Origin of the sequence: Kitasatospora sp. NPDC088351, from assembly GCF_040685575.1 — a bacterium.
GTDB lineage: Bacteria > Actinomycetota > Actinomycetes > Streptomycetales > Streptomycetaceae > Kitasatospora.
The window spans coordinates 159,507-185,300 of record NZ_JBFBIL010000005.1 but is presented as its reverse complement, the minus strand read 5'-3'; the positions used below and the strand labels follow the sequence as shown (position 1 = coordinate 185,300).

Here is a 25,794-nt window from a genome sequence, read left to right as displayed (position 1 = left end):
CCGGTTCGTTGGGGACCAACGCCGGCCGCCGGTGGTCGGTGGTGGTGCCCAGTGATCCGGGCCGAGCTTCACCCTGACGGCTACACCGTCCGCCTCGACCTCACGGACGGGGCCGAGCGCCTGCTCGACCTGGTCGCGCTCGCCTTCGTGGCCGACGAGCTGCTCGTCGGCGAGCGGCTGCGCGAGCTCGCCGCGGCCGCGGACCACCACCGCGCGCGGAAGACCGACCCGCGCGCCGACGACGTCGCCCTCGACTGGTCGGTGGCCGCGTTGGATGCCTCCCGCGCTCGGGCCCGGGCGGGGGTGCGCGGCGCGCTGCTGCGCTGGGCCCACCGGCGGCGCCGAACTGGGGTGCTGCGGCGCCGCCGGGCCGCGCTCGTCGACGAGCTTCCGCGTGACGGCCTTCTCGCTGCCGATCTGTCCTACCGGGCGGCGGCCGAGCTCGGCCGGCAGTTGCAGCAGCTCGCCGAGCGCACGGTCGCCGGTCGACACCTAATCGAACTGGAGTACGGGCAATGATTCGGCGGTGCTGGCTGGCCGCTGCCAGCGGCGCGCCGGACGTCGAACAGGTCCGCGGGCTCTGGCGCGCGGCGCGGGCGGCGGGTGAGCCGCGGTGGTACCTCGATCTGATCGCGCGCATCGGTCGGCAGGCCGCCGCTGGGCCGTCGAGGGACGGCTCGTGAGCGGCCGGCGGTCGGTCGTCGAGGGCCGGATCGAGCGGCCGGTGCAGCTCGCCCTCGACGGCAGCGCGCAGCCGTACCCGACCACCCCGCCGCCGGTGCGCCGGCGGCCGCGGCGCCGTCCGGTGGTTGAGGACGTCGTCACCCCGGTGCCCGGGCAGCTCGACGCGCTCGGCGCCGACGGCTCGTGAGTCCGTTCTGCGGTGCCGGCCCGGGCCCGTGCGGTCGACCGGCTCGCCCCTACCCGTGCGGGCCGCGGTGCGCCGCCCATTCCCCGGCCGCCGTCGCCGGCCGCCCCGATCCCCCGTCTACGCCCAACACCCAAGGGAGGAAACCCCGTTGAGCCATCTTGCCCGTGAGTGGGTGTGGGAGTGCTCGGACACCCGCGGCACAGCCCGGCTGGTCCTGCTCGCCCTGGCCGAGCGCGCCGGAGAGTCCTGCGTCGCGTTCGGTTCGGCGCGCGCCTTGTCGTTGCGCGCCAACGCGAGCGAGCGCGCGGTGAGCGACGCGATCAAGACTGCGATCCGACTCGGCGAGCTGCAGCTCGTCGAGGGCCGGCGCGGCCCCTACGGTGCCCGCGTCTACCGCCTCCCGAAGGCGGTCGGATGGACCCCCGGCGCCGCCGTCGAGGGGGAGGAAGATTCTTCCGCCCCCGCCGATGGGGGGTGCGAGAACTGCACCCCCGGGGGTGCAGATTCTTCGGGGCAGGGGTGCAGTTCCTGCGGGGCGGGGGGTGAAGATTCTGCCCCCCAGAACCAGAAGAACGAGAGTGGAACGGGAGGGAACCAGAGGAGCGCGCGCGGGCGCGCGGGCTCTGCGCCTGTGGGTGGGCCTGCTGCGATTGCTCTGCCTGCCGACTGGCAGCCCGACGACGAGCTGCTCGGATGGGCCGCTGTCGCCGGGCACCTGCAGCGCCTCGGGCCCGACGGCCTCGACCACGCCACCGTGAAATGGGCGCGGCACAGGGCGACTGCGCCCGCCCGTACCCCCGCCCAGTGGCGCGCCGACTGGCAGCAGTGGATCGGCCGGGAGCGCCCGACGGGCCGCCCGTCGCTGCGGGCCGTGCCCGGGGGCGCCTCCCACCCCTCACCGCCGGCCAACCGGAACGCCGAGCTGTTGCAGGCCGCGCTCGACGACCTGCAGGCCCGCGGGGGTGCCCGATGAACCCCGCCGAGGTGGCCGCGCTGCTCGCCTACGCCGGCGAACTCGACCCCCGCAACGCCAACGCCGACGCCGAGGAAGCCGCGGCGCAGCTTCGACGGTGGTGCGAACTGCTGCAGGACGTTCCGGCCGTCACGGTCCAGGGGTGGGACGCCGCGGCGGTGGTGCGCCGTCACATCGCGTCGTCGCCGTGGCCGATCATCGCGGCGGACGTGGCCCGGCCGTGGGCCGCGCACCGCCGGGCCCTGCTCGCCCGGCACACCGACCCGCGCCCGCAGGTCGACCCCGACGACGACCGCGCCTACCGGGAGGCGATCCGGGCGCAGCGGGCGGCGGTTGCCTCCGGGCAGGCCGCGCCGAACTGCTCCCGGCAGTTGACCGGCGGGCCGGCCGCGTCGGTGGCCGCCCGGATCGGCGCCGGGCGGGCGCTGCCGGCGGCCGCCGCGGAGCAGCTCGCCGCCTACCGGCCGGTGCGGGCGGCGCGGGAGGCCGCGGCCGCCGCCGGGCGCCCGGATGCGCTGGCCGTCTCCTGCGACTGGTGCCGCGCACCGGCCGGTGAGCCGTGCCGGCGGCGCACCCTCGCGCCCGGCGCGCAGGCCGGCACCTGGGCCCGGCGCCGGACCGTCCACCCAACCCGCACCGACAAGGCCGCCGCCGCGGCTGGCCGACAGGAGAGTGCCGCATGAAGTCCCGCCACCGTCGGGGAGCCCGCCACCCGATCCCCACCGCCACCTACCGGCTCACCGCCACGTGGCCGGCCCGCGAGCAGCGGCCGGCCCTGTTCGAGTCGTCCGACCGCCGCCAGTTCCGACGGGTGGCGAGCAAGTTCGCCACCACCGGCGCCGTCGTGCTCTGCGAGGAGTCCCTCAGGTACGGCCGGTGGCGCGTCGTCGACCGGCTCGACGGCCCGGCCCTGCTGCAGGCGCAGCGCGAGGCCGAGCTCGCCGCCCGCCGGACCGAGGCCGAGCTGCTCGCCGAGCAGCGCCGCGAGGAGCAGCGGGCCGTCGAACTCGCCGCCGTCGAGGCCGTCATGGTGCAGCCTCCGATCCCCCGCAACGGCGGCCACCCGCGGGCCAGAACTGTCGCACGTGGTAAGGGAATTCGATGATTCTCCCGTCGCGACCGGTCGATGTACCCCCCATGCGCGCGGGTGTCCGCACCGCCCCTTCCGAAAGGTCACACACAGTGCCTGCCCTACCCTCCCGCTACCTCGTACACGAGACCCGCGCCGTTCACGCGGCGCCCTTCCCCGTGTCCCTGCCCGTGGCCGCCGAGTTGCTCGACACGGTGCGCGCCGAGGTGTCCGTCGACCCCGTCGAGGGGCTGCTCGTCGTCGCCTACGTCCTCGACCCGCGGGACATCCCGTGAGCGCGGCCGCCGCCGGCCGGGCGGACGTCGAGCTGCTGCTGCACCTGGTCGAGCGCGCCCAGCGCGGCGCCCTGTTGCCCGGTGAGGCCGAGCTGCTACGCGAGGGGATCGGCGAGCTCGCCCGCTACCGGGAGTGGTGCGCCGAGTGGAGCAGGCTTCACAGCCGGCTGCGCCGCACGGCCTATCAGCGGCTGCGGGCCCTGCGCCGGGCACTGGCCCGGGCGCAGCGCGGCCGGCTCGTCGAGGCCGAGCTCGCCCTGCTGCGGGAGCGCCTCGAAGCCGTGGCGCAGCCGGCCGTCGTCGAGCAGGCCGCCTACGAGGAGTTGCTCGCCGCCGAGTTGCTCGACGGGTGGGCACTGGCCCGCGGCCGCACCGCCGTCGAGCTCGCCGCGGCCGGCCTGCAGGTGGACGTCGCGGTGAACACCGCCAACTCCACCCCGCTGCCGGCCGATCGGCCGGCTTCCTAGACCGGTCCGGGTGCCCCCGTTCCACCGCAGAGGGGCGCCCGGACCCACCAACTCGCCACCTGCACAGCCTGATTGGGAGAGCACCGTGTACCCGTCCACCCGCATCCGTCACGCGGTCGAGCAGCTGCGCACCGTGCGCGCACACTGGGGGGCGCTGCTCGTCGCGATCGAGACCGCACCGGCCCCCGCGTGGCCGCCCGCCCAGCTGTCCAGCCACCTTGCCAGGCAGGCCGCCGACGACGCCGAGCTGCTCGTCGACGACCGCGTGCCGCTCACCCTGCGCCAGCACCCCGCCCCCGCCAACCTGTCCGCCCTCGACGCCGCGATGCGCGTCGAGCGGCGCATGTTCGAGACCGCCGACATCCTCGCCGCCGCGGTGCAGCGGCCGATCGAGTGCCGGCCCGTCTCCACCCCCGGCCGGCCGGTCGTGTGGGCCCCCGACGAAGCGGACGCCAGCGATCCCCGCCGGTGGCACTTCGCGAGCCCGAACGACCCCGGGAGCCGTCGGCACGGCCTGCACTGGGCCGCGCTGTACGTCGAGGGCCGGCTGCTTAACGAGGACACCGAACCCGAGCAACGCGCTGGCGCGCCCACCTGGGCGCCGGCCCTGTTCGGCTTGCTGCCCGAGCACCTCGCACACGAGGCGGTTCGCGTCGCCGGCCAGGCCGAGCGGCTCGTACTCGGCGCGCTCGGCCTCGACCGACGCGAGACCGTGATCGAGGGCCGGCCCTGCCCGTGGTGCGCCGGCGAGCTCACCCTGCGCACCGACCCGCAGACCGCCCCGACCGTGACGTGCGCGACCGGCCCGGCCTGCCCGGCCCCCGCCGCCCTCGACCGCCGCAGCCGCCGGTCGTGGGGCGGGGCCGAGCTCGTCGAGCTGCTCGCCGCCCTCGACCGGCCAGCCTCATCCTGCGCGGGATAGACCGGGGCCCGGACCGTGAAGCGGTCCGGGCCTTGATCAGTTCTCAGGGTTGGAATCGGCGCGGATGTGAACCCCGTGGCTGGCCGCGAACAGCTTCAGCGCCCAGACTGCGTTGTCGCATGCAGCGAGGTAGTCGGACGCATCGACAATGCTTGGAGAGCCGCCATGAGCGACCAGGCCCCTTAGCTTCGCCAGTTCGTGGATCGACTCTGCCGAGTTGACGCCGAGGCCGATCTCCCTTAGCTCATCGACCTTGTGTCGAACCGAGAGAAAACGACGCGCCTCACGACTGGGTGGCACCGCTTCACCGTGCCTCTTGACGCTGTCGAACACTCGGTTGATCGCCATCTCAACATCCCGCCATCCGCTCAGGATGGCCGCTTCCGGGTGTTCGCGAACCAGAGGCCCCAGGTTGCGACTGATCCTCTGCGGCGCCGTCGGATTCGCCCGCAGCGCCATGTCAAATAGAGCCCCCTCGATCGTGCTCGGTTCGGCCGGTCGACCGGCCCCTACATAGTCCAGATACTGGCGATACGCATCGGCGGCGCCGAGCTCCGGGTTAGCGGGACGCGGGACGGGTCGCGGCCCCGGCTCACCTGGCGATTCTCCCAGCGAACCGTCTGTTGCTTCCGCGAGGGCCGCGGCCTCCTCCTCAACAGCATCTCGGCTCACCGCCTCCGCATGCTCGAACTCGTCCCCGAACTCGGCTTCCAAGCCGGCGCCCTTGGCGGATCTCAGCCTGTGCAGGAGCCCCTTGAACTCGCTCCGGAAGAAGATCATCAAGATCAGCACGAACAGGGGCCATACCAACGCCTGCACATACTCAAGGACCAGCTTGGCAACTTCCATGTAGCGATCATGACGTAGCCCGACTGGGCGCCGCGGCGCTTCGGAAGAGCCAACGAGGGATCGAAGCTCGTCGAACTGCTCGCCGCCCTCGACCGGACGACCAGCAACCAGGCCACGTGACCTTAGGGCACACCACCGCCGTCGGGCCCGGGCTGTCACCCTGGCCCGCTACGCCTGGATCGAGTAGTCAGTGCGCCACCTACGACGGCGGGAGCGATCGGTCAAACTGCCAGCGCCGCGCCGCCGCACTGCGCCACACTCGGCGGATGACCACAACCCCTATGGCTGACAGCGCGTTTCGCGACAGCATCACCGAGCTGATCGACACCGGTAAGCACGCTGCGGCGTCCTCGGTGTTCGGCGACACTCCGGGCCTGTGCCTTGTGCGCATGTCCACCCTCGTTCGCCTGGCTGGCCACCAGAGGGCCATGCGTCGAGTGGTGCTCAACGTAACCCAACGCTTGGAAGCAATTCCTCATGTTCGCCACTTCCCGGAACAGCTCCCCAACGACGGAGGCCAGCTGGTCTGCTTGTACCGCACCGACTCGATGACCGGCAGGCTGATCGAAGCCGTGCTCGCAGCCCCCAAGGGCGTGGACGGCGGCATCGCGGCCGCCCTCGGCTACCTTGGTGCCTTCACCCGCGGGTGGGAGTCAGGACTTATCCCGAACAAGCATGCGTCATGACCTAGGGTCTAGGCCGAATCCGGCATGGCCGGACGTGGTTCCGAGACCTGCGGCCCGCCACCCTCCCCCGGTGGCGGGCCGCAGTCGTTCCTACCCTCGCCGGCCGCGACCGCGCGCCCCCAGCACCGAGAAGCCGGTACCAAGCAGTGCACCCGACGCCGCATCCAACGGCTGAGCCAGCACGATGACCACCATCACGGCTGCCACCGCGACCGTGGGCGCCAACTCGACAACCCACCGCGGCACACCTTCACCGCCGGGCCCGTCGTCCGCCGGGCCGTTCACCACACTTCCCACAGAGCAACCCCTCTCATGAGCCATTGAGGCCTGATGCGGGGCGGCGCCGCTCCGGCATCAAGTCTGACAGGGTCTCGGAGGGTCCTGAAGTACGCCGTTTAGGTGCATTCGCTGATTCCAAGATCTTTTCACTCGTCACCCTTTGAACTGCCCACGGGGCGGTCGGTGACGATTTTAGATTCAAAGGAAAAATCGATAAAACTCGCGACAGCCCATAAACAACCTGCGCTCTGAAAGCTGTTTTCGGAGGCTAAGGCGCCCCCGCGCCTGTTATAGATGTCCGGCTCAACCACCGACACGGCGGGTCGGACTCCCAGAGAGGCGGCGACCGTGCGCGAGTTGATCGGCGAGCAAGACCGGGCGGAAGTTCGCCGCTTGCACGCCGACAGCCTGTCCTGCAACGCGGCTGCGGCCCGGATCGGGCGCAACAGCTCGACCGTGCCGAAGATCGCCAGGGATAAAAAGTTGACGTTCACCGGAGGTGCCCGGGTGGCGCCAGCCACTGCAGCCCGACAGGAAGACCTCGCGGCACTGCTGCGGGATCTACTGGCCCCGTACCCCCGAGAGGAGCCGCGCGGGTCCTGATCTGGATCGAGCGCCCCGGGCGGGACGAGGACGCCGTCGCGGTTGTGGAGCGTCCCCGGACCTAACTCCTTGCGTCGTTATCTGTTCGTGACCTAGAGTTGGAGGCGCTTCCGGCGTGCCCGGAAGCGCCTCAGGCCCGCGGCCCGCTACCCTCCCCCGGTGGCGGGCCGCAGCCGTTCCTACCGACGGCCGGCCCGCCGGACCGGAACCGCGATCGCGGCGAACCCCGTGCCGAGCAAGGTCATGGCGGCCGAGTCGAGCTGCGGATGCACCAGGAGGATCACAACCATCACACCTGCTGACATGGCCGAGCGTGCCAGCTCGATCACGTCGGATGGCGTCCATCCACCTCCCGACGGCACGTCAAGCCGTCGCTGTTCAACCTCTTCCACAGAGCACCCTTCGTCAGCCTCGGCCGAGTACGGGGCGGCGCCGCTCCGAACCCAATTCTGGCATGCCGGATTAGGTGCACTGGGCTGGCAAAATGGCCGCCCCCGCCGCTTCAAAGGCAGCTGACGAAACACGCCTTCGAGGGCATCCCGACTCTAATGTTGCAACATAGAATCCAAGATCAAAAGGCCCTAAAACCTTAACCCTCAACTCAGTTTAGGGTTTCTACCCGGCCGTACAACAAGCCCAGGCTTCCGGCCGCCATCGATCCGTTCCAGCAGCCCGACCCCGCAAAAACAGCATCCGAATTGCAAGTCGTTTATATCGGAATCGGATGCCCGATTCTGGAATCCGATTTGTAAATGCCCTGCTAGCCGGGCTGGGAAGGGGGTGGCAAGTGAGGGAACCGATCCGCGACAAGGACCGCGAGCAGGTGCGCCGCCTGCACGCCGACGGCCTGTCCCGGAACGCGATCGCCGCCCGAATCGGGCGCAGCAGCTCGACCGTCTCGAAGATCGCAGCCGACGAGGGGCTCGCGTTCAGCGGGGGCGCCCGGGTGGCACCGGCGACCGCGGCCCGGCAGGAAGACCTAGCCGCCCTGCGCCGGGACCTGACGGCCCGGCTGTACCGCAGGGCGGCATCGAACCTCGACCGCGTCGAAGCCGACGAGTACGTGCGCGTCGAGCTGCTGCCGACCGGCGACACGGTCGAGCTGGTCAGCGACGACCCGCCGGCGCAGGACGAGCGCCACCACTCACAGGCCATCGGCGGCTATCTGACCAGCGCGGCGCGGCTGGCGGAGATCGATGCCGGCACGTCCGGGCACGAGGTGCGCAGCATGCTTACCGACTTGGCGAAGGGCTTGCGGGCTGCCTTCGCCGACGAGGACGAGGCGGCCGCCGACGGGGGGTGAGCCGTGCCCGCCCCCGCCACCGATCTCCCTCTCTCCCGCAAGCAACTGCGGTCGGTCGCCCGCGCGACCGCCCGCATCAACGTGTGGCACGGCGCGGTGCGCTCCGGGAAGACCGTCGCCTCGCTGCTGGCGTTCTTGCTGGCCATCGCGGAAGCTCCACCGTCCGGGTTGATCATCATCTGTGGCCGCAGCATGCAGACGATCGAGCGCAACGTGCTGGAGCCGCTGGCCGATCCGGCGCTGTTCGGGCCGGTCGCCGCCGGGCAGGTGCGGCACACCCGCGGCGCCACCACCGCCGTCGTCCTGGGCCGTACGGTCCACCTGATCGGCGCGTCGGACGCCCGGGCCGAGGGCCGCCTGCGCGGCCTGACGGCGTACCTCGCGTACGTCGACGAGGCAACTCTGCTGCCCGAGGCTTTTTGGGTGCAGTTGCTCGCCCGCCTGTCCGTCGACGGCGCGCGCGTGCTGGCCACCACCAACCCGGACTCGCCGCGGCACTGGCTGCGGACCGGGTACCTCGACCGCGCCAGCCAACTGGACTTGCGCGCTTGGCACTTCGGGTTGCACGACAACCCGAGCTTGTCTCCGGCCTACGTCCGCTCGCTGAACGCCGAGTACGTCGGGCTGTGGCGCCGGCGCATGATCGACGGCGCGTGGGTGATCGCCGAGGGCTCGATCTATGACTGCTGGGACGAGCAGCGGCACGTCGTCGACGAGCTGCCGCCCATGGTCCGGCACTGGGCCGGGGTCGACTACGGCACCACGAACCCTTTCGCCGCGATCCTGCTGGGGCTCGGCGAAGACGGCCGGCTGTACGCGTGCGCGGAGTGGCGCTACGACTCCCGCGCCCGCCGCCGGCAGATGACCGATGCCCAGTACAGCGCGGCCCTGCGCGGCTGGCTGGCCGGGCTCGGCGTCGACCCCGAGTGGACGTTCCTCGACCCCTCCGCCGCGAGCTTCCTCGCGCAGCTCTGGGAGGACGGGCACCAAGGGACCGCCCGCGCGCGGAACGAGGTACTCGACGGCATCCGCTCGACGTCGACCGCGTTCTCGGCCGACCTGCTGCTCGTACACCGCTCGTGCGAGGGCCTGCTCTCCGAACTGCCCGGCTACGTCTGGGATCCGGCCGCGACGGTCGCCGGCGAAGATCGCCCGCTCAAGATCAACGATCACTCGTGCGATGCGCTGCGGTACGTCGTGCATTCGACCGCCGCCGAGTGGCGTCACCTGGTCCCCGATCTGCTTCCGGAGGAGGTGACCGATGCCGCTTCCTGAAGCCAACTCCGTTTGGCCGCCGCGCCGGTGGGCGCCCGAGCTCGCCGAGATCGCGGTCGATGATGCGTGGTACTCCGGCGACCCGAAGAGGCTCGCCGCGGTCTACCAGGGGCAGGCCCGGCGGCGCGACGGCCGGCGTCGGCTGTGGGGGCGAGACCGCGCGTCCACCCCCGACCGGCGCGAGTCGCGCCTGCACATCCCGATGCCGGCCGACGTCGCCCGCCGCTCCGCCGGTCTGTTGATGGGTGAGCCCCCGCGGGTGACCGTTCAGAACAGCGCCTTGCAGGCCCGCCTCGACGAGTTGCTCGGCCCGCGCGCCGAGCGGACCCTGCTGGAGGCGGCGGAGGTGTCCGCCGCGCTCGGCGGGGTGTACCTGGTGGCCGCGTGGGATGCCGAGATCGGCCCCCGGCCGCTGCTCACCACCGTGCATCATGACGCCGCTCTGCCCGAGGCCCGATACGGGCACCTGGTCGCCCTGACCTGCTGGGAGGAGCTGGAGCGGCGCGGCTCGACGGTGCTGCGCCGCTTGGAGCGGCACGAGCGGGGTCGGATCGAGCACGCCCTCTACGAGGGCACCGCCGACAACATCGGCCGGCAGGTGCCCCTCACGGAGCACCCGACCACGGCCGCGGTCGTCGACAGTCTCGGCCCGTCCGGCGCGATCGAGACCGGCATCCCCGCTCTCACCGCGGCCTATTGGCCCAACATCGGCCCCAACCGCTCCCACCGCGGGAGCCCGCTCGGCCGCTCGGACCTGCAGGGCCCGGCGCGCGACATGTGCGACGCGCTCGACGAGGTGTGGTCGAGCTGGATGCGCGACATCCGGCTCGCCCGCGCACGCCTCATCGTCCCTGCCGGCTACCTGCGCAACCGCGGCCCTGGCCACGGCGCCAGCTTCGACGACGACCAGGAGATTTGGTCGACGCTGGACATCCCGCCGACCGACACGGGCGCCGGCATCACGATGTCGCAGTTCGCGATCCGGGTTGCGGAGCACAAGGCGTCGTCCGACGCGCTCGTTCGGCAGATTGTCGAGGCCGCCGGCTACTCCCCGTCCACGTTCGGGCTCGACGGCGGCCCGCCGGTCACCGCGACGGAGACTCTGGCCCGCGGGCACGACAGCATGGTGACCCGCAGGGCGAAGATCAGCTACGCGTCCCCGGCCGTGGCCGACATCGTCGAGGCCATGCTGCAGCTCGACCGGGCGCTCGGTTGGTCCAGGCTCACCCCGGAGCGGCCGGTCGTGGCATTCGGGGCGGCGGTCGCCCCGGACGCCCAGACGCAGGCGCAGACGCTCTCCTTGCTCGGCCAGGCACAGGCCGTCAGCACGGAGACCAAGGTCCGCATGGTCAATCCGGAGTGGGATGCCGATGCGGTCGCCGCCGAGGTGGCTCGGATCCGTGTCGAGACCGGGCAGGCTGTGCCCGACCCGGTGCCCGACTTCGTCAGTTGAGCGAGGACGGCACTCCGAGGAAGGTGTCATCCGAGGGGTGTACGACGACGATCTCGTGCTCGGCGAGGAGTTCCCGCAGGTCCTCGTCGGGAAGCGCCGGAAGGACGGCGGCGCGGCGCGGCGGTTCCGGGTGGTCGTCGGTGCGGGTGTAGCGGCTGTAGTCGAGCAGCTGCCCCAGCGCCATGCGGACCGCCTCCCGGCGGTGCGTGCCCTTCACCTCGTACAGCACATGATCCGTGACGTCGTACAGGTCGGACAGCAGAGTTCCTGTCTTGCCCTTGATCCTGATCTGGAAGCGGCGGACCTCGTGGCCAAGTGCCGTGAGGTGGGCCTCGAATGCGTCGCTGAGCTCACCCTCACGCCGCTTGGCGACCGTCTCCGGGACGGCGGCCCGCTTGCTCTCCTTCTTGGTGTTCTTCTCCGGTTCGACGAGCTTGCTCTCGGTCGTGTTGGCCGGTACCAGGCGGGCAAGAGTGGTCTCCGCCGGGGGGATCTCGTCCTCCGGCTCGTGCTGGACCGTGCCCACCGGACGGAGTCGGAAGACGATCACCCGACGCTTCAGGCCGTCTTCGTCGAGGGCTTCGCGGACAACGTACGGCGTGCGCTTGTCGAGCTCGAACGCACCGACGTAGCGGTGCAGCTTGGTGTCGGTACCCTCCACGGTTCCGACTGCGACGAACAGGCGAAGCGTGCGCCCGTCCCGGGCGTGATGGAGTACGGCGGAGTTGCCCTTGCCGTAGTCACCGCCGAACGTCTGGTCGCCCTTCTTTCCTGCTCCGGTGTACTCGAAGACGGGGCCGATCTCGTCCTCTTCGGCGAGCCAACCGTCGTGGTACCCGAACTGCTGGCCGACCTCGTGATCGGAAAACAGCGTCACGTTCTTGGGCTTCCGGGACGGCACAATCCCGCCGCTGTGGCGGCTTCCCCCGTAGACGGCGCAAATTTCAGGGCGGGTACCAATCTGTCCGAGCTTGAACTCGGCGGGCGCATTCGTCATGGGCCGACGGTATCGGTCCGCGCTGACAACACCTTCGGTCGGTGGGGGGTGCGCTGTGCCGGTCTCCCCGTGGATGGCCGAAGATCTCGCCGACCGCGTGCGGGCCCTGTACGAGGACGCCGAGCAGCGCCTGCTCGGCATCGTCGCCCGGCAGATCGCCGACGGCCTCGAAGCCCCCGGCTGGGCCACCGCCAAGCTCGCCGACGTGCAGCCCCTGCGCCGCGCGGCGCAGGGCGTCGTCGACGCGCTCGCCACCGCCATGACCACCGAAGTGCACGACGTCGTCGCCGAGGCGTTCACCCGCGGCGCCCGGACCGGCCTAACCGAGCTCGGCGCCCTGGCCGACGTCGACGCCGCGCGCATCGCGGAGTCGACGCCGGCCGGCCGCGCCGTCGACCGTCTCGCCATGGAGACCATCGAGCTCGTCACCGCCACCCACCGCGGCATTCTGCGCGGCGTCGAGGACGGATACCGACAGGTCGTCTCCGAAGTGGCCGCAACTCCACTTCTCGGCATCAACACCCGCCGGCAGGCCACCGCCCGGGCCATGGAACGGTTCGCCGACCGCGGGCTCCGATCCTTCGTCGACAAGTCGGGCCGGCCCTGGCAGATGACCAGCTATGCCGAGATGGCCGTGCGAACCGCCGTCGGCAGGGCAGCCGTCGAGGGCCAGGCCGACCGGCTACGCGCCGCCGGCGTCGACCTCGTCAAGGTGTCCACCGCACCGCGCGAGTGCCCGCTCTGCCGCAAGTGGGAAGGCCGGATTCTCTCTCTCGACGGCCCGGACGGGCCGCGCGAGGTCGAGGTCGAGCACACCGTCGACGACGGCCGCACCGTCCGCGTGCGGGTGGCCGGCAGCGTCGAGCAGGCCCGCCGCGCCGGACTCCAACACCCCAACTGCCGACACAGCCTCTCCGCCTTCACTCCGGGTGTCACCACCGCGGAGCCGCCAGAGCCGTCCGACGGCACCGGGTACGAGGCAGGCCAGAGGCAACGCGCCATCGAGCGCCAGATCCGCAAGTACAAGCGCCGTGCCGCGGCGGCCGCGACGCCCGAGGCCCGGCAGGTTGCCGAGCAGCGGGTGCGCGACTGGCAGGGCCGGATGCGCGACCACCTCACCGCCCACCCCGACTTGAAGCGACTCCGCTACCGGGAGCAGCCGGGGGCGGGGAACCTCCCCGAACCACGCCAGCCGCTCAACCCGGATGCAGTCGAGGCCGCCCGGGTGCGCGCCGGCGACCACCGGACGCCCGCCGAGATGAGCGACGAGCAGCTCGGCGCCGCCCTGCGGCACGGCAGCCTCGACGAGCGCGACCGCGCCAAGGTCGAGGCAGAAGCGAACCGCCGCGACGAGCAGGCCCTGCTCGACCGCGTGCGGCCCGGCGGCCGGCTGGCCGAGCACCTGGTCGAGTTCAGCGACGACGAGCTCGCCCGGACCCTGCCCATGCTCGGCGACGCCGACGTGCTGCGGGTGGCGGCCGAGCTCGACCGCCGCGACATCGACGCCGCCCTGCCCGGTGCCCGCCGGGACCTGATCGGCATGTCCGAGCGGCAGCTCGCCGAGCGCGCCCGGCACGCCACTGGCGACGAGCTCGCCGCCCTGGCCGCCGAGGCCGACCGCCGGCAGCTGCTCGCCGAGCTGTTCCCCGGCGGCCGGCTGCTCGCGGACCTCTCGAAGGTGGCCGACGACCGTCTCGGGTGGGCGCTGCGCTACACCAACCCCGCCGGGGCCGAGCGCATCGCCGCCGAGTTCGACCGCCGCTACCCGCTCGACCCGCCGCCGCCGGCCGCCGCCGACCGCGGCATCGAGGCGCAGCTCGCCGACCGGGCCGCCCTCGACGGCGCGCTGCGCCCGGGCTCCCGGATGGACGACTGGTCGTGGGTCGACCAGGCGCCCGACGAACATCCCTGGGACCGGCTACCCGCCGCCGAGCGGTGGCTCGCCGAACGGGAGTGGGCCGAGGCCGGACGGAAGGGCGCGTTCACCGCCAAACAGGTCCGGCAGATGTACGACGAGTACGTCTATGCGCAGTGGCTCGACGCCGAGGAGTGGTGCCGCGGCGTGCTGCTGACCAAGCGCGCCGAGCTCGACGGTGTCGACCCCCTGTCGCTGTTCAGCGGTCCGGCGCACGTCGCCTACGCCCGGGCGTCCGAGGAGCTTCGCCGCTACTGGGCTGAGGTGTCCCCCCGCACCACGCTCGCCGAGTACACCGAGCAGCTCACCGGCGTGCGCTCGGCCGCCGCCGACACCGCCCGCAAGACCAGTTCGGACGTCTCCAACAGGTTTTAGGGGGTGAGGCGTTGGGGTTCCGCGCCGACATCGTGCGCGCCGTCGCCGCCGGCCGCGATGCGGCCCGCGGCGGACAGCCGATCACCGCCTGCCCCCACCCGCGCGACAGCCTGCTGCGCTCCGCATGGGTCCGCGGCTATGCCGCCGCCCGCCCGCTCACCGCGCCGCCGTAGCGCGGCACCCCGCCCCGCCAAGGCCCGTACCCCGCCCCGGGGCACGGGCCATTTCCTTTTCCACCCCGGCCCGGAGGGACCACCCACCTTGACCACCAGCGCACTTCCGTACCACCCCCGCACCGGGCTGCAGGCCCTCGGACTGCGCCGCGACGGCCGCCCGATCTGGCCCGTGCTCGGAGGCTCCGGCGACACCGGCCCCACCGGCACGCCCGCCGGCGAGCCGACCACGCCGCCCGCCCCGGGCTCGATCGAGCCCACCGGCGCACCGGCCCCGGCCCCGGTCGCGCCGCCCGCCGCGCCGCCCGCCCCGGCCGGGCCGACCGCTGAGCAGCTCGCCGAAGCGCAGCAGCAGGCGACCGAGGCGGCCGCGCAGCGCGACCAGCTGCAGGCCGCCCTCGACGCGATCAACAAGGCCATCAACCCGGACGCCGGCACCGGCGCGGAGTCCGACCCGGCGCAGCTTGCCGCCGCCGTCGCGGACCGCGACCGGCAGCTCGCCGAGCTCGGCGCGCAGCTGCGTACCGCGCGGGTCGAGCTCGCCGCCCACCAGGCCGCCGAGGCCGCCGGTGCCCGCCCCGACCGGCTGCTCAACTCCCGCAGTTTCGCGGCCGCGGTCGCTGGCCTCGACCCGTCCGACGCGACGTTCGGCGAGGCGCTCACGGCCGCGATCACTGCGGCGGTCGAGGCCGATCCCGAGCTCTACCGCGCCGCCGGCGCACCGCCGGCCCGCTCCGGCGGCGAGTTCCGCGGCGCCCCCACCACCCGTACCGAACCCGCGTCGCTGCTCGAAGCGATCTCGGCGCGGCTCGCCAAGTAAGGAGGCCGCCCCGTGGCTATCACGCTGGCTGACGCCAAGCTCAACACGCAGGATGCCGTCGACCTGCAGGTGATCGACGAGTTCGCCAAGTCGAGTTGGCTGCTCGACAACATGATCTGGGACCCTGCCGTCAACCCCGCCGGCGGCGGCGCGACCCTGTCCTACGGCTACACCCGGCTCGTCGCCGAGCGCGGCGCAGCCTTCCGCCCGCTGAACACCGAGTACGCCAAGGGCCAGGCCAAGCGCCAGCGGTACAGCGTCGACCTGTCCCCGCTCGGCGGCGCGTTCGAGATCGACCGCACGATCGCCGAGCTCGGCCCGGCCGCCAGTGCGGAAGTCAACTTTCAGATGCTGCAGACCATCAAGGCAGCGAACGCCTTCTTCTCCGAGCAGGTGATCACCGGGAAGCGGGTCAACACGCCGGGCGCAGAGCAGGGGTTCGACGGCCTCGACAAGGCGCTCGCCGGCTCCGTGACCGAGATGGGCGCCGGCGCGTCCCTCGACTGGACCGGCACCACCCTGGGCGCCGACGCCGCCAAGGTGCACGGTGCGCTCGACGTCCTCGACGAGTTCCTCGGGCTGCTCGACGGAGTGCCGTCGGCGCTGCTGGGCAACAAGAAGACCATCGCGCGGGTGCGCTCGCTCGCCCGCCGTGCCGGCTACTACAGCCGCACGGAGAACGCGTTCGGGCAGGCCGTCGAGTCCTACAACGGGATTCCGTTCGTCGACCTGGGCGCGGTGGCCGGCAGCAACAACCCCGTAATCCCGATCGAGTCGCGCGACGTCGACGGCGCCGGTCCCGGCGGGCAGATCACCGGCCTGTCCGACATCTACGCCGTCCGCCTCGGGATCGACGGATTCCACGGCGTGACCACCACCAGCGGAAAGCTCGTTCGCCAGTGGCTGCCCGATTTCGAGCGGGCCGGCGCCGTGAAGGTGGGCGAGGTGGAACTCGGGCCGGTGGCCGTGGTGCTCAAGGCGACCCGGGCGGCGGCGGTACTGCGAAACGTCAAGGTGCAGTGATGTACGCGATCACCTCCCCGTTCGGGGATGACGACACCGTTGCCGGGGTCCGCTTCACCGCCGGCCGGGCCACCGTCGACGAACTCGACGTCGGGGCCCGGCTGTACTTCCTGCGGTACGGCTACGAGATCGAGCAGCTCGACGACACCGACGAGCAGGGCCCGACGGGCGAAGACCCGCCGGCCCCGCCCGCCACCGCCAAGGGGCGCGCCCGCGCCAAGGAGGGGACGGCGCAGCCCGCGCCGCCCCAGTGATCGGGGGTGGCGGCATCGTGGCGCTCACCTACGCCACCCCCGCGCAGCTCGCCACGTGGCTGGGCCGGCCCGCGCCGGCGGACGCCGAGCGGCTGCTCGCCCGCGCGTCCGAGGACGTCGACGCCGCACTGCTCACCGCCTGCTACCCCGTCGACTCCACCGGCGCCCCCACCGACCCCGCGCACACGCAAGCGCTGGCCGATGCCGCGTGCGCTCAGGTCGAGTACCAACTCGCCGCGGGCGAGGACGGGACCGGCGCGGCCGCGCGCTGGTCGAGTGTGAGCGCCGGATCGATCAGTCTCTCGGCGAGCAGCTCGGCACCGGCCGGTGCGCTCGATCTGGCGCCGCGGGCACTGCGTGCTCTGCAGCGGGCCGAGCTCACCGGTCACGGGGTGGGTGCCCCGTGGTGACCCGCGTCCCCCGGTGGCTGCTGCGCCACCGCATCGTGATCGAGCCGTACGTCGGGGATTCCGCGTACGGGCCCGTCTACGGCCCGCCGGTCGACGACGTGCCCGCGCTGGTGTCCGAGACAACGAAGCTCGTGCGCGCCCCGGACGGACGCCAAGTCGTCAGCTCGGCGCAGGTCGTGCTCGACCTCGACACCGACGTGCCCGCCGGCTCCCGGATCACCCTGCCGACCGGCCGCACAACCGTCCCGATCACTGTCTCGACCGTCAACGCGCCGGGCCTGCCCGTGCCCGCCCACAAGGAGGTGACCTGCGAATGAGCCGTCCCCGCTCCCGGATCGAGTGGACCGGTGACGCTGTCTTGCGGGCCGAGCGCGCCGGCGCCGCGCACGGCCTGCTCGCCGCCGCCGAGCACGTGCTGCAGAAGTCGCGCGAGGTGGTGCCGATCGAAGAGGGCACCCTCGCCCGCTCCGGCGTCGCCAGCGTTGACGAGCAGCAGCTCACCGCCGCGGTCTCCTACGACACCCTCTACGCGGCCCGCGTGCACGAAGATCTCAACGCCCGCCACGACCAAGGCCGGACGGCGAAGTACCTCGAACGGCCGGCCACCGAGGAAGCCGCGGCGGTCGAGCAGATCATCGCGGCCGCGGTCCGGCGGGCGCTTCGTGGCTGACGTCCTCGACTCCTTCGCCCGCTACCTGCAGGCCGCCGGTCTGCTCACCTACGACCCCAACGGGATCAAGGGCGACACGTTCATTGAGCTGCTGCCCCCGGCGCCCGACCGCGCGGTGCAGCTCTCCCTCTACGGCGCCGGCACTCCCGACCCGCTCAACGCGTGGGACGAGAGAAGCCTGCAGGTGCGCGTCCGCGGCACCGCCGACCCCCGGGTGTCCCGCGCCCGCGCCGAAGCCATCTTCGGGGCGCTGCACGGGCTCGCCGGTGTCGAACTCCCGGGCGGGCTCTGGCTCGTGCTGTGCATCGCGCAGCAGACCCCCGCCCCGCTCGGCGTGGACGCCGCCGGCCGGCACGAGCACACCACGAACTTTCGCCTCGACGTCGAGGCGACGACTTCCCGACCTACCTAGGAGGTGACCCCATGGCGGTTCCCGGAACCCCGCGCCCGATCGACGCCCGAGGCTGGCTGTTCGAGGTGCAGGACCTGAAGGCCAGCACCGAGACATGGCTGCGTATCGGCCTGCTGACATCGTTCTCGCACTCGCCGGGTGAGAACGAAGAGACCGAGGACACTACCTCGTTCGATTCGGACGGCTTTTACGAGCAGGACGTCATGCAGCGCGGCGCGTCGATCAGCCTTGAGTCCAAGTACGCCGCCGACAAGGCCGGCAAGCGCGATCCGGGGCAGGCGTACGTCGACGAGGATTGGGTGTCGCGTCTCGGCGCCGACTCCCGTAACCCGGTGCGCTGGCGGCACAAATCCCAGACCGCGTGGGTGCTGTGGGATGCCACGGTCAGCCCGGGCGAGCAGGGCGGCGGGACCACGGAGAAGACGTCGTGGTCCGCGACGATCACCCGGTGCGGCAAGCCGTCGACCGCCGCGGTGACCCCGCCGCCGGCCGGGGGTGGCTCGTGACCGACGACGAGCTCGACCTCGACCACCAGGACCAGCCCGGCGACGGGTGCGCGGACTTCGATGCGTTCTTTGCCGAGCAGGCCGCCAACGGGCCTGCAGAAACGATTCAGCTGTACGGCCAGACGTACCGGCTCCCCGACGCCCTGCCGTTGATGTTCACGCTGCAGATGGAGCGGCTGCAGGCGTCCGACGATCCGGACGACGTGCGCGCGATGCTGCGGACCCTGGTGGGCGAGGATGCCCTCGACCACTGGGCGGAGCAGGGCATGACCAACAAGCAGCTCGGGATCGTTCTCATCTACGCGGCCGCGACCGTGCGCCGGCCCGGCAGCGTCACCATGCAGCGAGCCTCCGAGCTCTACGACCAGCAGAACGCGGCTGTGGGAAAAGCCCCGGCTCCGGCGGCGCCGAACCGGGCAACCCGCCGGGCGAAGCCGGGACGGCGGCGGGCGGGCTCTGGTCGGCGGTCCTGACGCACTGGGCCGCCGTCGAGGCGGACCTCACCCGGACCTACCACCTCACCGCCGCCGAGATCGCCGCGCTCAGCGAGCGGCGGTTCGTGGTCCTGCTCGGCGGGCTCGACGAACACAGCCGCTTCCGGGAGCTGTGGGCGCGCACCCCCCGCACCGTCTCGTTGGCCGCGGAGATCGCGACTATCACCGGACTGCCCGCCGGAGGGTAGACCGCCGAGGGGGTGAGCCGATTTGGCGCTCACCGTCGGCGAGCTGCTCGCCACCATCACCGTCGACGACGCCCCGGCCGAGGCTGGGCTGCGTCGCACCGAACAAGGCATCCGCCGTACCGGGCGGGTCATCGAGGACGAGGCCGGCCGGGCCGGGCAGGCGGCCGGGCGCGAGCTCGGCGAGCAGCTCGCCGAGGAGTCCGAGCGCGGCGCCGCGCGCGCCGGCTCCGGCATCACCAGCGCGCTCGGGGCCGTCAAGGGCGCCTTGATCGGCGGCGCGATCGGCGCCGCCCTGATGGCCGGACTGTCCGAGGCGGTCGAGCAGGACAAGGGGACCGACCTTCTCGCGGCGCGGCTCGGCGCCACCCCGGAGCAGTCCGAGCGGCTCGGCAAGGCCGCCGGGAAGCTGTTCACCGGCGGCTACTCCGAGTCCGTCGAGGCCGCCAACGAAGCGCTTCAGCACCTGTGGCAGCAGGGGCTCGTACCGGCCGATGCGACCGCCGAGCAACTGCAGCAGGTCGGCGGCCGCGCGCAGCAGGTCGCCGATATTCTCGGCGAGGAAGTCGGGCCGGTCGCCAAATCCGTTGGGCAAATGCTCAAAACGGGAATGGCTAAAGACGCCGACGAAGCTTTCGACATTCTCGTAAGGGGAACCCAGCTCGGCGCAAACAAGGCCGAGGATCTGCTCGACATATTTAATGAATACCCGACGCAATTTCGGGATCTGGGCATTGATGGAAAACAGGCCATGGGCCTTATCCATCAGGGCCTGGAAGCGGGAGCGCGCGACGCCGATATCGTCGCCGACGCTTTCAAAGAACTGAATATCCGCGTCAAGGACGGCAGTGCAGCCGACGGCCTTAAGTCGATCGGCCTGAACGCGGACAAGATGGCCGCCGCCTTCAACAAGGGCGGCCCGGAGGCGAACGCCGCGCTTGATCAGATCATGGATCGGCTGCGACAGGTCAAGGACCCGTCCGAGCGATCCAAGCTCGCTTTCTCGCTGCTGGGCACGCAGGCCGAAGACCTTTCCAAAGCGCTTTTCTCGCTCGACCCGTCGAGCGCGGTCGCCGGTCTCGGCGCCGTCGACGGCGCCGCGGCCAAGGCGGGCGACACCATGCGGGACAACGCGTCCACCCGGTGGACGCAGTTCACCCGCGGCCTGCAGCAGGGCGCCGTCGACATACTCGGCTCCAAGGTCGTGCCGGCCCTCATGTCCGCCGCGGACTGGGTCGGCACACTCGGCACGAAATACGACACCGCCCGCAAGTACGTGGGCGAGCACAGCCTCGCCTTCAGCATCGCGGCCGGCGTCATCGGTGCCGTCCTGCTGCCCACGCTCATCGCGCTTGGGGTGCAGGCCACCGTCACCACCGCTACCACGGTGGCGGGTTGGGTGGCGCAAGGCGCTGCCGCGGTGGCCACCGGCGCCACCTACCTCGTCACCAACGCGCAGATGATCGCGGGTTGGCTGGCGCAGGGCGTCGCCGCCGTTGCGGCTGGCGCCCGGGTGGTCGGGGCGTGGGTGCTCATGGGCACACAGAGCCTGCTGCAGGCCGCCCGCATGGCGGCCGCGTGGGTGATCGCGCTCGGGCCCGTCGGGTGGATCATCGCCGCCGTGGTCGGCCTGGTCGCCCTGGTGATCGGCAACTGGGACACCGTCAGCAGCGCGACGGCCGCCGCGTGGAACTGGATCGTCGGCTTTGTGAAGTCGGCGGCCGGCTGGCTCGTCGACGTGTTCCTGAACTGGACGTTGATCGGACTCCTGATCAAGCATTGGGATTCCATAAAATCGGGCGCCGTCACGGGCTGGAATGCGACCGTGGATTTCGTCCGCGGCATTCCCGGGCGCATCGTCGAGTTCTTCCTGAACTGGACTCTCGTCGGGCTGCTGATAAGGCACTGGGATTCGATCCGCTCCGGCGTGGCCGAGAAGGCGTCCGGACTCGTCTCGGACGTCAAGGCACTGCCCGGCCGCATCGCCGAGGGGCTCGGAAATCTGGGCTCGCTGCTCGTCGACAAGGGCCGCGACATCGTGCGCGGCCTGTGGTCCGGCATCCAGTCCATGGGCGGATGGCTCCGAGACACGCTGATGGGCTGGGCGAAGAATCTCATTCCGGGCCCGATCGCCAAGGCGCTGGGAATCCATTCGCCGTCGCGCGTGATGGCCCGGCAGGTGGGCCGCTGGATTCCCGCCGGCATCGTGTCGGGGATCGAGGGCGCGCAGCCCGAGCTCGCCGCCGCCATGCGGGATCTCGTCGAGGTGCCGGACACCCCCGCGCTCACCGCGGCCGCGCGCACGCCGCTCCCCGCGGTGGCCGCGCCGCTCCCGGCCGCCTACGGGTCGGCCCCCGCCGGACACCTCGGCGGCGGGCCGCTGCTGCACATCGAGCAGTTCAACGCCGGTGGCCAGTCGCCCGAGCAGCTCGCGGCGGCGCTCGGGTGGGAGCTCAAGGTGAGGGGGTGAGGCTGTGACCGCGGGCGACCGCGTCACCCTGCCGGGGCATGTCCAGTTCGGCGAGTTGCTGCTCGGCCCCGGCACCCCCTACCGGTGGCGCAAGTTGAGCGGGTGGTCGGACTCCCCCGCGTGGGACTCGGGCACCACCAACCGGCCGGCCGGCCACGGCGCGTACCCCGGTGCTCTGTGGGCGCAGCCGCGCACGATCTCGATCGACGACATCGTGATCCGGGCGCCGGCGTCCCGGATCGGCGCTGTCGTCGCCGCCTTCGAGGCGGGCGCGGTGTCGCTCGACGACGAGTTACCCCTCGTCGTGTGCGTCGACGAGCGCGGCCCGCTGCTGGTATGGGCCCGGTGCCTGCGCTGGTCGGTGCCGGTCAGCCGCGGGTACCGGGTCGGCACCATCACCGGCTGCTCGCTGCAGTTCGAGGCGACCGACCCCCGCCGCTACAGCCTCACCGAGCAGCACGCCGACACCGGCCTGCCGATCGACGAGCAGGGCCTCGACTGGCACCTCGACGCGGCCGCCGAGCGCGGCCTCGACTGGCACCTCGCCACCCCGCCCGGCGGCGCACCACCGACCGAAGACGGGATCACCTTCGGGTCCGGCGGCTCCACCGGCATCCTCACCGCCACCAACGCCGGAAAGGCACCCGCGCCCGCCGTCCTGGTGTTCACCGGGCCGGTCGAGCAGCCCTCGCTCGTCGACCTGCGCACCGGCCGGCGATGGGAGTACGACATCACGCTCGGCACGGGCGAGCAGCTCGTCGTCGACGGGGCGGCCGGCACGGTCACCCTGTCCGCCTCGTCCCGGCTCCACACCGTGACCGACCGCTCGGCCCCCGAGCAGCTTCTCGCCGTCGCGCCCGGCACGACCGACTACGCGTTCGCCGGCGCCCCCGACACCGTTCCGCACCCCGCCGCCCGCGCCGAACTGCGCTGGCGCCATGCCCACTGGTAAGGAGGCACCGCATGCCCGTGCGCGCCGCGTGGCTCCCGCCCACCGGGCAGACCCGCACCGACACCCGCCTCGCCCCCGTCGGCACCATGACACCCACCGGGGCGACCACCACCGCCCCCGGAGTGATCCCCGGCGGCGCCCCCCTCTCACTCACCTCGACGGCACCCATGCAGGCGCAGCTCGGCGCCGGCCGGGCCGTCGTGCAGGGCACCGCCCTGCAGGGCGCCTACCCCGTGACGCTCGCCCTGCCCGAGACGCTCGACTTCACGCCCGGCCACACGCAATGGGACCGGATCGACGTCGTGCTGCTGCACGTCTACGACGGGCTCTACGACCAGAGCGGCAAGGCTCTGGCCGCGGTCGAGATCCTGCAGGGCACCCCGGCCGCCGACCCGGCCCCGGCGCCGCTCCCCGCGTGCTCGCTCCCGCTGTGGGCGGTGCGGGTGCCGGTCGGCGCGTCCGCCGGCACCGGCGGTATCCCCTGGGCAACCGCCGTCACCGATCTGCGTACCTACACCGTGGCGGCCGGCGGAGTCCGACCAGACAACTCGACCGAGCCGGGGGCCTACGTCGGGCAGTTGCGCGACACCGGCACCCGCGTTGAGCGGTGGTCCGGAACGACGTGGGTACCGTATCCGGCCGCGCTCGGCGGAATCGCCCCGGCCGGCGCGGTCCCGTTCGGCAGCTACATCGGGCAGTGGCGCGACACCGGCACCGGCCTCGAACGGTGGAACGGTGTCCAGTGGATGCCGCTCGGCAACTGGACCTCGTACACGCCCACATGGACCGGTCTGGCGTCACTCGGCGCAGCAACGGCCGGTGGCCGGTACTGCCGGATCGGCCGCCACGTCGAGGTCACGGCCTGGCTCACCTGGGGCACTGGCAGTTCACTCGGCTCAGGGTCGATCCGCGTGTCCCTACCGGCCCCCGCCGCCGATCCCGGCACTTCGCCGTTGGGATGGCAGGGCACCGGCCGTCACCTCGATGCCGTCACCTTCTGGCGCGCACTGATTCCCGTCATCGACCGGGCCGAGACAGCCGCGCAGGTTCTCGCCACCCGGTGGAACGACGGTTCATGGGTGACCCCGGGCGCGGCCGGCTACATCTGGAACAGCCCCGGCGCCAGCATGCGCATTCACATCAGCTACGAGTGCGCCTAGGGCTCCCGCCCCTGGCAACGGCTGGGGGTGGTCGCGCTGCTCCCGCCCACCCCCTACCGCGCGCTGATCTGCGATCTTCGGTCCGATCAGCTGCTCGACGTCCTGCCGCTCTGGGGGGTGTCGTTCGATGAATTCCTGGGCAAGACAGGATCGCTGCAGGCCACCGTGCACATCGTGACGGCCGAACTCGCCGCCCGCGCCCGCGCCGCCCTGATCCCCGGGCGCACCGCTCTGTGGGTCGAGCGCGGCGGCGACCTCTGGTGGGGCGGCATCCTGTGGACCACCAACCTGCAGAGCGACGAACGCGGGTTCCTCTCTCTCGCACTGCAGGCCGCCACGTGGGACAGCTACCTCGCCCACCGCATGCTCTACGACTCCCAACAGGCGACCGGGGTAGATCAGTTCGACATCGTGCGCAACCTGATCTCTACACCGCCGAGCAGCCCGGGGGCGACATCGGCATCGAGGCCGGCACCGAGCTTTGCGGCATCGCCCGTGACCGGTTCTACAGCCGGTACGACCTTCCGTTCGTCCGGGACTTGATCGAGCAACTCTCCCGCGTGGAAGGCGGTTTCGAGTGGCGGATCGCCTCACACCGAGACCCGGCCACGGGCCGGCGCGTCAAGGCGCTGCAGCTCGGCCACCCGATCATCCGGGCCGGCACGGGCGAGATCGTCCTCACCCACCCCGGGCCGATCCTCTCGTACAGGTGGCCGGTGGACGCCACCGGCAAGGCGACCGCGTGGCAGTCGCGGGGTGCGAGCGTCAACCGCAACCAGGCGTCCGATTCGGTCCCCCTGTTGTCCCCGCTCATCGCCAACTCGGCTGACGTCGAGGCTGGTTGGCCGAGGACCGATGGCAGCTCGGACTACAGCACGGTTGAGCAGCAGGGCACGCTCGACGCGCACGCCCGCGCCGACGCCGACGCGCACCTCACCCCCCGCACCGTGCCCGAGATCACCGTGCGCCTTGACGGCCAGATCTCCCCCGCCCTGCTCGGCGCCACCGCCCGTATCCGGATCACCGACCTGTGGTGGCCCGATGGCATGACCGCCCGCCATCGGATCATCGGCATCGCCGTCACGCCCCCGGAGCGCGGCCGCCCTGAGACCGCAAAACTCGTACTGGAGGCAAGCTAGTTGGCTGCGATTCCGCAGGATCTACTCGACCGAATCCGCGCGCTGGAGCGCCAGGTCCGTGAGCTCTCCGGCCGGGCCCAGACCCGCCCGGCGATGGACCAGATCCAGCACGGGCCCGTGATCATCGCCGAGGGCGGCACGCTCACGGTGAAGGACGCCGACGGAACCGACATGGTCTACATCGGGGAGATCAGCCCGTCCCGGCCGGACGGCTCCCCGCAGTACGGCGTACTGATCCGGCGCGAGGACGGGTCGCCCGCGCTGTCGATGTGGTCCCCGGGCACCATGCCGCAGGGCATCGACATCTACGACTCGCGCGGTTCAACGATCTTCACCGAGGACCGGATCAACGGCGGTCTCGCCGTGCCGTACATCCACACCCCCTTCTACCCTGACCAGGACCTCGACCAGTACGCCAAGACCCAGGCCACCAGCCCCGACGCCGTGTGGACGGCCGCACACATCCGGTACCACCCGATGCTCACCGTTGCCGGCTACGCGGCCGCGGACCAGGGCACGACCGGTGTCCTGCAGGTCTACGTCAACGGCTCGCCGTGGGGGAAGCAGCACAACATCGGCGCCGGTAGTTGGTTCCACTGGGACGACGGCCCCCTTCTCTGCCCCGGCTCGTACGCCACCGTCGCCACCGTCGAAATCAAGCTGTGGCGCACCAGCGGCGGCGGCACCCTCTACGCCTGCCCGAACGGCTGCATCGGGTCACAGACCCTCTGACCAACTCCACACCCCACCAAGACCGTTCACCCCGCGGCCCGCCGGCCCCGGGGCTTTCCCA

General features: G+C 72.0%; 32 protein-coding genes. 28 read left to right on the top strand and 4 right to left on the bottom strand.

Translation table 11 applies throughout. From position 1 onward, the window contains the following. Positions 1-51 precede the first annotated feature (51 nt). The 7 genes from AB0P06_RS06075 (at position 52) to AB0P06_RS06045 (ending at position 4,598) form a co-directional block, all read left to right on the top strand. Positions 52-519, top strand: a complete 468-nt coding sequence (locus AB0P06_RS06075; RefSeq protein WP_363605426.1) for a hypothetical protein — start codon at positions 52-54, stop codon at positions 517-519. 160 nt (positions 520-679) lie between these two features. After that, on the top strand, positions 680-871 hold the full coding sequence (locus AB0P06_RS06070; RefSeq protein WP_363605425.1) for a hypothetical protein: 192 nt from the start codon (positions 680-682) through the stop codon (positions 869-871). A 631-nt stretch (positions 872-1,502) separates the two neighbouring features. Then, positions 1,503-1,844, top strand: a complete 342-nt coding sequence (locus AB0P06_RS06065) for a hypothetical protein (protein ID WP_363605423.1) — start codon at positions 1,503-1,505, stop codon at positions 1,842-1,844. After that, a complete protein-coding gene (locus tag AB0P06_RS06060) occupies positions 1,841-2,527 on the top strand; it encodes a hypothetical protein (RefSeq protein WP_363605422.1) in 687 nt (228 codons plus the stop codon). Before AB0P06_RS06065 ends, AB0P06_RS06060 begins: the two co-directional genes overlap by 4 nt. Further along, positions 2,524-2,949, top strand: coding sequence for a hypothetical protein (locus AB0P06_RS06055; RefSeq protein WP_363605420.1), 426 nt, complete (start codon positions 2,524-2,526; stop codon positions 2,947-2,949). Before AB0P06_RS06060 ends, AB0P06_RS06055 begins: the two co-directional genes overlap by 4 nt. Before the next feature lie 256 nt (positions 2,950-3,205). Beyond that, positions 3,206-3,676 carry a hypothetical protein gene (locus tag AB0P06_RS06050; RefSeq protein WP_363605419.1) on the top strand — a complete coding sequence of 157 codons (471 nt, stop codon included), beginning with the start codon at positions 3,206-3,208 and terminating at the stop codon, positions 3,674-3,676. Positions 3,677-3,761: 85 nt separating this feature from the next. Next, on the top strand, positions 3,762-4,598 hold the full coding sequence (locus tag AB0P06_RS06045) for a hypothetical protein (RefSeq protein WP_363605417.1): 837 nt from the start codon (positions 3,762-3,764) through the stop codon (positions 4,596-4,598). Positions 4,599-4,634: 36 nt separating this feature from the next. Here AB0P06_RS06045 and AB0P06_RS06040 read toward each other — a convergent pair whose 3' ends face one another. Then, positions 4,635-5,447: a hypothetical protein gene (locus tag AB0P06_RS06040; RefSeq protein WP_363605415.1), complete on the bottom strand. Its 813-nt coding sequence runs from the start codon at positions 5,445-5,447 to the stop codon at positions 4,635-4,637. A gap of 266 nt (positions 5,448-5,713) precedes the next feature. Between AB0P06_RS06040 and AB0P06_RS06035 the strand changes: the two genes are divergently transcribed. Continuing rightward, positions 5,714-6,133, top strand: a complete 420-nt coding sequence (locus AB0P06_RS06035; RefSeq protein ID WP_363605414.1) for a hypothetical protein — start codon at positions 5,714-5,716, stop codon at positions 6,131-6,133. 425 nt (positions 6,134-6,558) lie between these two features. Here AB0P06_RS06035 and AB0P06_RS06030 read toward each other — a convergent pair whose 3' ends face one another. After that, a complete protein-coding gene (locus AB0P06_RS06030) occupies positions 6,559-6,906 on the bottom strand; it encodes a hypothetical protein (protein ID WP_363605412.1) in 348 nt (115 codons plus the stop codon). 288 nt (positions 6,907-7,194) lie between these two features. Continuing rightward, positions 7,195-7,344 (bottom strand): hypothetical protein, encoded by a 150-nt coding sequence (locus tag AB0P06_RS06025; RefSeq protein ID WP_363605410.1) that lies wholly within the window; start codon positions 7,342-7,344, stop codon positions 7,195-7,197. Positions 7,345-7,802: 458 nt separating this feature from the next. Between AB0P06_RS06025 and AB0P06_RS06020 the strand changes: the two genes are divergently transcribed. The 3 genes from AB0P06_RS06020 to AB0P06_RS06010 are packed head-to-tail and all read left to right on the top strand — an operon-like array spanning position 7,803 to position 11,046. After that, positions 7,803-8,318: a helix-turn-helix domain-containing protein gene (locus AB0P06_RS06020; RefSeq protein ID WP_363605408.1), complete on the top strand. Its 516-nt coding sequence runs from the start codon at positions 7,803-7,805 to the stop codon at positions 8,316-8,318. 3 nt (positions 8,319-8,321) lie between these two features. Next, positions 8,322-9,593 (top strand): terminase family protein, encoded by a 1,272-nt coding sequence (locus tag AB0P06_RS06015; protein WP_363605407.1) that lies wholly within the window; start codon positions 8,322-8,324, stop codon positions 9,591-9,593. Beyond that, on the top strand, positions 9,580-11,046 hold the full coding sequence (locus AB0P06_RS06010; protein ID WP_363605406.1) for a phage capsid protein: 1,467 nt from the start codon (positions 9,580-9,582) through the stop codon (positions 11,044-11,046). The genes AB0P06_RS06015 and AB0P06_RS06010 overlap by 14 nt, the downstream gene beginning before the upstream one ends. Here the strand turns inward: AB0P06_RS06010 and AB0P06_RS06005 are convergent. Then, on the bottom strand, positions 11,039-12,043 hold the full coding sequence (locus AB0P06_RS06005; protein ID WP_363605405.1) for a hypothetical protein: 1,005 nt from the start codon (positions 12,041-12,043) through the stop codon (positions 11,039-11,041). The two genes, AB0P06_RS06010 and AB0P06_RS06005, sit on opposite strands and share 8 nt — an antisense overlap. A gap of 73 nt (positions 12,044-12,116) precedes the next feature. On the opposite strand from AB0P06_RS06005, the gene AB0P06_RS06000 reads away from it, so the two are divergent. The 17 genes from AB0P06_RS06000 to AB0P06_RS05920 all read left to right on the top strand — a co-directional run bounded on the left by AB0P06_RS06000 (position 12,117) and on the right by AB0P06_RS05920 (position 25,733). After that, the gene (locus AB0P06_RS06000) at positions 12,117-14,333 is read left to right on the top strand and encodes a phage minor capsid protein (protein WP_363605404.1); all 2,217 of its coding nucleotides are present in this window, start codon (positions 12,117-12,119) and stop codon (positions 14,331-14,333) included. 11 nt (positions 14,334-14,344) lie between these two features. Further along, positions 14,345-14,506 (top strand): Rmf/CrpP fold protein, encoded by a 162-nt coding sequence (locus AB0P06_RS05995; protein ID WP_363605402.1) that lies wholly within the window; start codon positions 14,345-14,347, stop codon positions 14,504-14,506. Between the two features lie 88 nt (positions 14,507-14,594). Next, positions 14,595-15,326 (top strand): hypothetical protein, encoded by a 732-nt coding sequence (locus tag AB0P06_RS05990; RefSeq protein ID WP_363605400.1) that lies wholly within the window; start codon positions 14,595-14,597, stop codon positions 15,324-15,326. Positions 15,327-15,338: 12 nt separating this feature from the next. Then, complete coding sequence (locus AB0P06_RS05985; protein ID WP_363605398.1) at positions 15,339-16,349, top strand: major capsid protein; 1,011 nt, start codon at positions 15,339-15,341, stop codon at positions 16,347-16,349. Then, the gene (locus tag AB0P06_RS05980; RefSeq protein ID WP_363605397.1) at positions 16,349-16,603 is read left to right on the top strand and encodes a hypothetical protein; all 255 of its coding nucleotides are present in this window, start codon (positions 16,349-16,351) and stop codon (positions 16,601-16,603) included. The genes AB0P06_RS05985 and AB0P06_RS05980 overlap by 1 nt, the downstream gene beginning before the upstream one ends. A 17-nt stretch (positions 16,604-16,620) precedes the next feature. Continuing rightward, positions 16,621-17,013 (top strand): hypothetical protein, encoded by a 393-nt coding sequence (locus AB0P06_RS05975; protein ID WP_363605396.1) that lies wholly within the window; start codon positions 16,621-16,623, stop codon positions 17,011-17,013. Beyond that, positions 17,010-17,330 (top strand): hypothetical protein, encoded by a 321-nt coding sequence (locus AB0P06_RS05970; RefSeq protein WP_363605395.1) that lies wholly within the window; start codon positions 17,010-17,012, stop codon positions 17,328-17,330. Before AB0P06_RS05975 ends, AB0P06_RS05970 begins: the two co-directional genes overlap by 4 nt. After that, entirely contained in the window at positions 17,327-17,683 is a 357-nt protein-coding gene (locus AB0P06_RS05965) for a hypothetical protein (RefSeq protein ID WP_363605393.1), read from the top strand. Before AB0P06_RS05970 ends, AB0P06_RS05965 begins: the two co-directional genes overlap by 4 nt. Then, positions 17,676-18,095 (top strand): minor capsid protein, encoded by a 420-nt coding sequence (locus AB0P06_RS05960; RefSeq protein WP_363605392.1) that lies wholly within the window; start codon positions 17,676-17,678, stop codon positions 18,093-18,095. Before AB0P06_RS05965 ends, AB0P06_RS05960 begins: the two co-directional genes overlap by 8 nt. A gap of 11 nt (positions 18,096-18,106) precedes the next feature. After that, complete coding sequence (locus tag AB0P06_RS05955; RefSeq protein WP_363605391.1) at positions 18,107-18,601, top strand: hypothetical protein; 495 nt, start codon at positions 18,107-18,109, stop codon at positions 18,599-18,601. Further along, on the top strand, positions 18,598-19,074 hold the full coding sequence (locus tag AB0P06_RS05950; RefSeq protein ID WP_363605390.1) for a hypothetical protein: 477 nt from the start codon (positions 18,598-18,600) through the stop codon (positions 19,072-19,074). The genes AB0P06_RS05955 and AB0P06_RS05950 overlap by 4 nt, the downstream gene beginning before the upstream one ends. A gap of 231 nt (positions 19,075-19,305) precedes the next feature. After that, positions 19,306-21,750 carry a phage tail tape measure protein gene (locus AB0P06_RS05945; RefSeq protein ID WP_363605388.1) on the top strand — a complete coding sequence of 815 codons (2,445 nt, stop codon included), beginning with the start codon at positions 19,306-19,308 and terminating at the stop codon, positions 21,748-21,750. Positions 21,751-21,754: 4 nt separating this feature from the next. Further along, positions 21,755-22,702, top strand: coding sequence for a hypothetical protein (locus tag AB0P06_RS05940; RefSeq protein WP_363605386.1), 948 nt, complete (start codon positions 21,755-21,757; stop codon positions 22,700-22,702). Between the two features lie 11 nt (positions 22,703-22,713). Further along, entirely contained in the window at positions 22,714-23,862 is a 1,149-nt protein-coding gene (locus tag AB0P06_RS05935; protein WP_363605385.1) for a hypothetical protein, read from the top strand. Between the two features lie 27 nt (positions 23,863-23,889). Then, complete coding sequence (locus AB0P06_RS05930) at positions 23,890-24,405, top strand: hypothetical protein (RefSeq protein WP_363605384.1); 516 nt, start codon at positions 23,890-23,892, stop codon at positions 24,403-24,405. Beyond that, positions 24,402-25,001: a hypothetical protein gene (locus AB0P06_RS05925; protein WP_363605383.1), complete on the top strand. Its 600-nt coding sequence runs from the start codon at positions 24,402-24,404 to the stop codon at positions 24,999-25,001. The genes AB0P06_RS05930 and AB0P06_RS05925 overlap by 4 nt, the downstream gene beginning before the upstream one ends. Further along, a complete protein-coding gene (locus tag AB0P06_RS05920) occupies positions 25,002-25,733 on the top strand; it encodes a hypothetical protein (protein ID WP_363605382.1) in 732 nt (243 codons plus the stop codon). Positions 25,734-25,794 lie beyond the last annotated feature (61 nt).

Excerpts from the sequence above, each read along its gene's own strand:
- AB0P06_RS06035 (WP_363605414.1), top strand. The coding sequence starts at position 5,714 with ATGACCACAACCCCTATGGCTGACAGCGCGTTTCGCGACAGCATCACC.
- AB0P06_RS06040 (WP_363605415.1), bottom strand. The coding sequence starts at position 5,447 with ATGGAAGTTGCCAAGCTGGTCCTTGAGTATGTGCAGGCGTTGGTATGG.
- AB0P06_RS06010 (WP_363605406.1), top strand. The coding sequence starts at position 9,580 with ATGCCGCTTCCTGAAGCCAACTCCGTTTGGCCGCCGCGCCGGTGGGCG.
- AB0P06_RS05980 (WP_363605397.1), top strand. The coding sequence starts at position 16,349 with ATGTACGCGATCACCTCCCCGTTCGGGGATGACGACACCGTTGCCGGG.
- AB0P06_RS05935 (WP_363605385.1), top strand. The coding sequence starts at position 22,714 with ATGCCCGTGCGCGCCGCGTGGCTCCCGCCCACCGGGCAGACCCGCACC.
- AB0P06_RS06005 (WP_363605405.1), bottom strand. The coding sequence starts at position 12,043 with ATGACGAATGCGCCCGCCGAGTTCAAGCTCGGACAGATTGGTACCCGC.
- AB0P06_RS05965 (WP_363605393.1), top strand. The coding sequence starts at position 17,327 with ATGAGCCGTCCCCGCTCCCGGATCGAGTGGACCGGTGACGCTGTCTTG.
- AB0P06_RS06000 (WP_363605404.1), top strand. The coding sequence starts at position 12,117 with ATGGCCGAAGATCTCGCCGACCGCGTGCGGGCCCTGTACGAGGACGCC.
- AB0P06_RS05955 (WP_363605391.1), top strand. The coding sequence starts at position 18,107 with ATGGCGGTTCCCGGAACCCCGCGCCCGATCGACGCCCGAGGCTGGCTG.
- AB0P06_RS06060 (WP_363605422.1), top strand. The coding sequence starts at position 1,841 with ATGAACCCCGCCGAGGTGGCCGCGCTGCTCGCCTACGCCGGCGAACTC.
- AB0P06_RS06055 (WP_363605420.1), top strand. The coding sequence starts at position 2,524 with ATGAAGTCCCGCCACCGTCGGGGAGCCCGCCACCCGATCCCCACCGCC.